A 6535-nucleotide genomic window follows, 5' to 3' on the forward strand; every position below is an offset into this window, starting at 1 on the left:
CTCACATTGAAGGCATCACTTTTCGTCTTCCAAGTCTGGAGCAGTATCTAAGTATTTACAAAGCTTCTTCTCAAGATTCCTATCGAAATGATCACAATAACAATAAGGATCTTAAAAAGATCGAGTTGCTGGAAAGACATTTGTAAATTATCATATGAAAAGTAGTAAGTTATAAGACTGGCTGCTATGTTATTTTTATCATCATTTTTATTGGTCATTTAATTTATACTATATTGGCAAGTAATAGAATTATTAAGAAAAAAATATTTTAAATTTTAAATCAGGATATCCATTATTGAAGGTAATGATTGGCTATTTAGAGGATTTGATAGAGAGTTTTCTATTTGATGAGGTATCACTGCTTTTACGAGCTTAGACAGGAGGATAAAATAATGGAGATTTTGAAAATTAATCTTATTTCGGTTAAAAAAAGAATGACTGAACTACTATTTGATTATCTTTTAATCATAACTTACCTGGGTATTCTGTTTCTTTGCTCTATAACTTATTACTACTTTGTTTTTAATGGTGTGCCAATGCAAACAGAATTTCAGGCGCAGACTCTTACATTTTTTATCAGTGTCCTACCAATCATGCTTTATTTCACATTTTCGGATTATGCAAAAAATGGAAGTTTTGGGAAATCAAAAGCAGGGCTTCGTTTGGTCTATCAGAAAAAAACAATTCAGGCTAGCTTTATTAGAAATCTCATCAAATTTTTACCTTGGCAATTAGGGCATATGGGAACTATTCATGGAGTCTATAGTGATTTTGATTTAATATCCATTATCCTTTCGTCTTTAGCAACCCTACTTGCACTTTTGTTACTGGCAATGGCAATTTTTAGAAAAGATAAAAGGCATCTAGGAGATTTTCTAGCTCATACACAGGTTCAATTAGAGGGTGATAACAAGTGATTCAACTTAGCCGTCCGAAAAACGCGGGTACATTGCTCAGTACGTGTAACCCGTGAATATGTTCCCTATGACCGCGTATGTAGAATGTGTGGCGCTGCTTGTACGAGTTGATTCATAAGTAAACTATATTTATAATGGGTATTTTCTAAGGAGGGTATATATATGTTAGGAGCAATTGTGGGAGATATTGTCGGTTCGGTTTACGAATGGAACAATATTAAAACGAAGGGTTTTCCTTTATTTCGTGAGGATTGTTTTTTCACGGATGATACGGTCATGACTTGCGCTGTTGCAGAAGCAATTATGAATGGGGGACAAAAGGACGACTTCATTGATGCCATGAAGAAATATGGGAAAATGTATCCCGATGCGGGCTATGGTGCTCGGTTTAGTAGTTGGATCAATAATGACAATCGTGAACCTTATTATAGTTTTGGAAATGGTTCTGCTATGCGTGTTTCTCCCTGTGCTTGGCTTATGGACTGCGGCTTTTGTGCAAGAACGGGTATGACACCATCAACTAGAAAGCTTGCACGACTTTCAGCAGAAGTCACCCATAATCATCCAGAAGGTATCAAAGGAGCCATGGCGACAACTGATGCTATCTTTCTGTGTCGTTATTACTTTGGAGGTTATTGCGGAGATTATGAGCAACCAATCAATGACAATCCTACAGAGTGCAAGAGACTTATCAAGGAGCATATAGAGCAAGAGTATGGATATAATCTTTCTCAAACACTAGATGAAATTCGTCCTACTTATCGTTTCAATGAAACTTGCCAGAATACGGTACCTCAAGCTATCATTGCCTTTCTTGAAAGTACAGACTTTGAGGATGCTATCAGAAATGCTATCTCTATTGGTGGGGATAGTGATACTCTTGCTGCCATCACAGGAAGTATTGCAGAAGCTGCTTATGGTATACCTGATTGGATTAAAGACAAAGTCTATACCTATCTAGATGAGCCTTTAAAGAATGTCATTGAACGATGGGAGCTTTTCATAGCAGGAAAATGATTGTTTAGTTAAGAAGAAAGGTGGCAATGATGGAATTACTTAATATGTATAAAAAAGAAAAAGTTATAGAGGTTATCACAAATATTTTAAAGGCTATTCACCTGAAAAAATATGAAGACATTATGAATTATGTCGATGAATCAGAGATTGACGATTTAAACGAGTTCTTTAGTTATGTTGAAAAGACATTAGAATTGAATGATTTTGACACGATTGATGAGTATGGTGTGGAGTGTCATTTCAATCCGCCTTATGAGTATTCTCAATTGGAGATTTATGATTATGATGACCAGACTGGGTTTGCTATTGATTATGATTTGACTTCAAATTCTGAATTAGTAGATATGAGATTGCAAGTAGAGTTTCTATATACCGACAATGGCTATACAGTAAGATTTCTTGATGTCGATCCTGGTTAGGAAAAGTTTAATAAGCAATATCCTTGATACACTATTTATACAGGCATTTAAGATTTTCTTGAATGTCTTTTTTGTATAAGAGTAAGATCAAAGCTTTTAAACTATCAAGTTTTTCTATCAATAGATCAATTGTCTTTAAATGCATTTTATGAATGAATCTAAATGGTTATAGAAAGTTATTTCTAGTATGTTCGTGCTATAATAGTTTTAGGCTTCATTTTTGGGAGAGGTAAATGAAAAAATATAAGCATTTATTATGGCTTTCTGCCTTGATCATCATACTGATATCACTATTTTCACTGAATGGGTGTAGTTTGGGTGGTGAGACCATTCCCAAAAACAGAACAAAAGAACAGTACGAATTTGAAAAAACGTTTGATCCCATGTTTAAATTTTTGGAACAAGAGCAGAAAGATTTTAATGGGCTGGAAGCTTATAAAAGCAGAGTCTATATAAAAAATGGTGACGAAGTCAGAAGATATGAAATTGACCTAGACATTACCAAGGCAGAGGGTAAGGGTGACTATAGAATACAAATCGGAGAAAACAAAAAAACGGTTCCCGCTAGTTATTCTAATGGAAAGTTGCATTACGATTCGGAGATAGACCCTTTATTTGATGAAGAGATTCTTAACTTAGTTGTCAAAAGAGATGTTTTTGACTCCTTGAATGTAAAAAGAACGTTAAGAACTGGAACAACAGAGCTAAGTGAAATTATCTACCAGCCAGAAACTCACTCTGAACTCTTTCAGAAACTGAAAAGCAAATATGATCTACCAGAGGAAACAACGTGCCAAATTAGAATAGATCACTCAGATAAAACAAATTATGGGATCACAATACAGTTAACATCGAAAGAGATGTCTGTCAAAATTGGTTTAACTATTATTAAAAAACGGGGCTGACGATTTAGGAATGTTATTGAAAAGAGTTTTTTAACTCTGAGAAGGATTTAAAGGTGACTATGAAAGTAAAATTCAAAGAAACGAATAAAATATTTTTTAAAATAGTAGAAGTAGAGGGAGAAAAGTATATTCTAGATTTGACGACCGTTAGTCCCAAATCCTATTTCTGGGGTTATCTTCCTAGTGAAATCACAGCTAAATGCTTAAAGTTAGATAAAAGAGATACGCGTTTTGAAAGTGTAGCTCCAACTATGAGTAAATCAATTGGGATTGCAATTGGTACAGCAATAGGGGGATCTGGCTATCGGCTAGTGACGAATTTTTTTAGAAACAATGGGATTAGTCACAACCTTCCTTTAAAGATAGGATTATATGGCTTGTTCATCTTCCTAGCTTATCTTGCTTTCTGGTTCATTGCCATAAGAGCTCGTCATAGTGTCCAAAAAAGACTTGAGAATAAAGTTTCAAACTATCAAATAACCTTTAAACCAGTTGAAAGAAAACGTCAATTAAAACATTACAAACTTCTTCCTTTTATCCTTGTTCCGACTCTTGGATGTTTTGCATTCTATCTATATACTGTTAATGGAACAGAGGGAGCCATACTTGTTATTAATAGTATTCTATTATTGGGATTTTTTACAGTGATTTTAGGCATGTCACCACTCCGAGAAAGTGTCGAAAAGCAAGAGATTATTTTTGATAGAATAGAGAAGTTATAAGTTAAGATGAAAGATGAAAGCTATTTTATGATCCTCTTTTGCAGGTCACATTGGGCTATTTTATCAGAAAAAATTATGTAATAGCGAAGAAAGTGTTTATGTTGCTCAACGACTCATTTAAGGTTCAGAACTGCTATCGTAATGACATTTTATAATTTAGAAAAGGAGTAAAAATGAATTATTTAGAAATACGTAAGAAATATGCATTTTATAGAAAAGTCGTGATTGTTTTGGCTGTTCTTCTGAGTCTTTTTGTAGCTTGGACGGTGAAAGATAGGACTACTCAAACCCTTTGTATTTTATTCATAAGTGCACTCTTATTTCTTTTCATTGCACTAATCAGAAGAGGGTATGTAAAGAGTGGTACTAAGTTACTGCATATGGACTTAGATTTACCATCTTGGAAGCAATACATTGAATTGAAGAAAGATGCAAAAAGAGCTATTATAAAAATGGATGTGACACTAACATCTGTTGGGTATTCCTATATGATTGGTGATTTCGATGCTGCCATTAAGGAGGCTTCTGAAGCAATGACTGATCAAAAACTGAAGCCGAAATATAGGGATTTCTTTGAGAGTTACCTCGTTCGCTCGACAGTTCTTGCAAATCCAAACCTGACCAGGGACCAGCTTGATCTTATGCTAAACAAAATGTCCATATCAGATTCCTCTCTAGCTGAGAAAACAAAAAGCGTTAGTATTGCGCTTTACGATTTAACAATTGCTCATCAATTCAATGATTATTTTGAAGAATTGGAAAACGAATTTAAATATCAACAATTGGAAATCACTTACTATCAAGCCTTGAACTCTAAATTAAAAGGAGATATGACTAGGGCGAATGAGTTGTTTAAAAAACTCGCTCAAGAAGATGAACAGCTCTATATCGTCCAGAAGTCTAAAGAATTTTTAAAAAGTGAATCTATTAATTAGCGATGAATAAGTACAGATAAGGATTTAATATGAAATCAAACAGTTTATTTTTTTAATGGAATTTTTGCTTTAACGTGCTCTCCCATTATTGCATTTGCATTTTTCTATAGATGGGAGATAAGATTTATCAATGGGGCTCTTCATTTTGTTGATAAACCAGCATGGGCTTTTTCAGTAAATTTAATTAGTTTTATATTTCTTGTTTGTTCCATACTTGCAATTTTCATTTATAGAAAAGAATCAAATGGTCGTAAGAAAAGCTTTTTGTTTCTTTTAGTTGCATCTATCACAGGTTTTATCCCTTTCCTTTCAATTTTTTCAGCAATTTTTGCTCTTATTGCTGGAATTTTATATTTGGTTGATTTTAATCGATTGGTAAAAGAATAAACTAGAAGGTATTTATCATTTTCAGCATATCCAACCTTTTTTAGAACTGATTCTCTTAATCTCCAGTACGTCTGATTTCTATTTTCTGAGGTTTCATTATATAATAGCATTATATGTAATGACTGATGTAGTTACACTAACATTTCTATTTAAAAATTAAGGAGAAAATCAATGAAAAAAGCAATGTTAATTATCAACCCTACCTCTGGTGGGGAGAAGGCCTTGGATTATAAAGAAAAGCTGGAGAATAAAGCAAAAGAATACTTTGAATCTGTTGAAACCAAAATTACCGAAAAAGCGTTGGATGCAACAAATTTTGCTGAAGAAGCGTCTCGTGAGCAGTATGATGCAGTGGTGTGTTTTGGTGGAGACGGGACTGTCAATGAAGTTATTTCGGGTATTGCTGAGAGAGACTACATTCCTAAGTTGGGTATTATCCCAGGCGGTACGGGTAACCTCATTACAAAACTGTTGGAAATCAATCAAGACATCGATGGAGCGATAGATGAACTCGATTTTAATTTAACCAACAAGATTGATATCGGTAAAGCAAATGATAACTATTTTGGTTATATTTTTAGTATCGGTTCTCTGCCTGAGGCGATTCACAATGTGGAGATCGAGGACAAGACAAAATTCGGTATTTTAGCCTATGCTGTAAATACCATGAAGTCTGTCATGACAGACCAGGTTTTTAACATTAAGGTTGAGACAGAAAATGGAAATTATGTTGGTGGAGCTAGTCATGTTTTGGTTCTCTTGACAAATTACTTCGCTGATAAGAAAATCTTTGAAGAAGACAAAGATGGCTATGCCAATATTTTGATTCTAAAAGATGCTTCTATATTCTCTAAATTATCCGTTATTCCTGATCTACTAAAAGGAGATGTTGTCGGAAATGATAATATTGAGTATATCAGAGCACGTAATATTAAAATCTCTTCAGATAGTGAATTGGAGTCAGATGTTGACGGCGATAAATCGGATAACCTACCTGTAGAAATCAAAGTCCTAGCTCAACGAGTAGAAGTATTTTCAAAACCGAAAGAGTAGAAGGTAAAAATTAGTTTATTGTTCACAACGAAATTAAGTTCTATATCAACGATTGGAGGAGGAATGAATTCTCTATTTGATGAATTTCGAACAATTTGTTCTCATTTAAACCAAGTCGGAATCACTCCGACGCTCATGGGGTCATTGGGGTTTGAATACCGTTCAAATGAAGAATGGCAG

At 34.1% G+C, this 6535-nt stretch carries 8 protein-coding genes and 2 pseudogenes; 9 read left to right on the top strand and 1 reads right to left on the bottom strand.

The features are described 5' to 3' along the window. The 7 genes and pseudogenes from SORDD27_RS09645 to SORDD27_RS03500 form a co-directional block, all read left to right on the top strand. A pseudogene (locus SORDD27_RS09645) lies at positions 1-146 on the top strand (phosphoribosylanthranilate isomerase); the annotation flags it as partial. A gap of 246 nt (positions 147-392) precedes the next feature. Continuing rightward, positions 393-917: an RDD family protein gene (locus SORDD27_RS03475; RefSeq protein ID WP_081103345.1), complete on the top strand. Its 525-nt coding sequence runs from the start codon at positions 393-395 to the stop codon at positions 915-917. Between the two features lie 162 nt (positions 918-1079). Continuing rightward, entirely contained in the window at positions 1080-1934 is an 855-nt protein-coding gene (locus SORDD27_RS03480; protein ID WP_061427320.1) for an ADP-ribosylglycohydrolase family protein, read from the top strand. 29 nt (positions 1935-1963) lie between these two features. Next, positions 1964-2353, top strand: a complete 390-nt coding sequence (locus SORDD27_RS03485) for a DUF7668 domain-containing protein (RefSeq protein ID WP_061427322.1) — start codon at positions 1964-1966, stop codon at positions 2351-2353. A 233-nt stretch (positions 2354-2586) separates the two neighbouring features. Next, positions 2587-3258 carry a hypothetical protein gene (locus SORDD27_RS03490; RefSeq protein ID WP_061427323.1) on the top strand — a complete coding sequence of 224 codons (672 nt, stop codon included), beginning with the start codon at positions 2587-2589 and terminating at the stop codon, positions 3256-3258. Positions 3259-3317: 59 nt separating this feature from the next. Beyond that, positions 3318-3980, top strand: coding sequence for a DUF443 domain-containing protein (locus tag SORDD27_RS03495; RefSeq protein WP_061427325.1), 663 nt, complete (start codon positions 3318-3320; stop codon positions 3978-3980). A gap of 173 nt (positions 3981-4153) precedes the next feature. Continuing rightward, on the top strand, positions 4154-4915 hold the full coding sequence (locus SORDD27_RS03500) for a hypothetical protein (protein WP_061427327.1): 762 nt from the start codon (positions 4154-4156) through the stop codon (positions 4913-4915). Positions 4916-5142: 227 nt separating this feature from the next. Here the strand turns inward: SORDD27_RS03500 and SORDD27_RS10205 are convergent, their stop codons facing one another. Then, the gene (locus tag SORDD27_RS10205) at positions 5143-5412 is read right to left on the bottom strand and encodes a hypothetical protein (protein ID WP_061427329.1); all 270 of its coding nucleotides are present in this window, start codon (positions 5410-5412) and stop codon (positions 5143-5145) included. A 61-nt stretch (positions 5413-5473) separates the two neighbouring features. Here SORDD27_RS10205 and SORDD27_RS03510 point away from each other — a divergent pair, with 61 nt between their 5' ends. Both SORDD27_RS03510 and SORDD27_RS10500 read left to right on the top strand, forming a co-directional pair. Then, the gene (locus SORDD27_RS03510) at positions 5474-6355 is read left to right on the top strand and encodes a diacylglycerol/lipid kinase family protein (protein WP_061427331.1); all 882 of its coding nucleotides are present in this window, start codon (positions 5474-5476) and stop codon (positions 6353-6355) included. Positions 6356-6418: 63 nt separating this feature from the next. Beyond that, positions 6419-6535 (top strand): annotated as a pseudogene (locus tag SORDD27_RS10500) (phosphoribosylanthranilate isomerase); the annotation flags it as partial.

It is taken from the genome of Streptococcus oralis (assembly GCF_001579025.1).
GTDB lineage: Bacteria > Bacillota > Bacilli > Lactobacillales > Streptococcaceae > Streptococcus > Streptococcus oralis_X.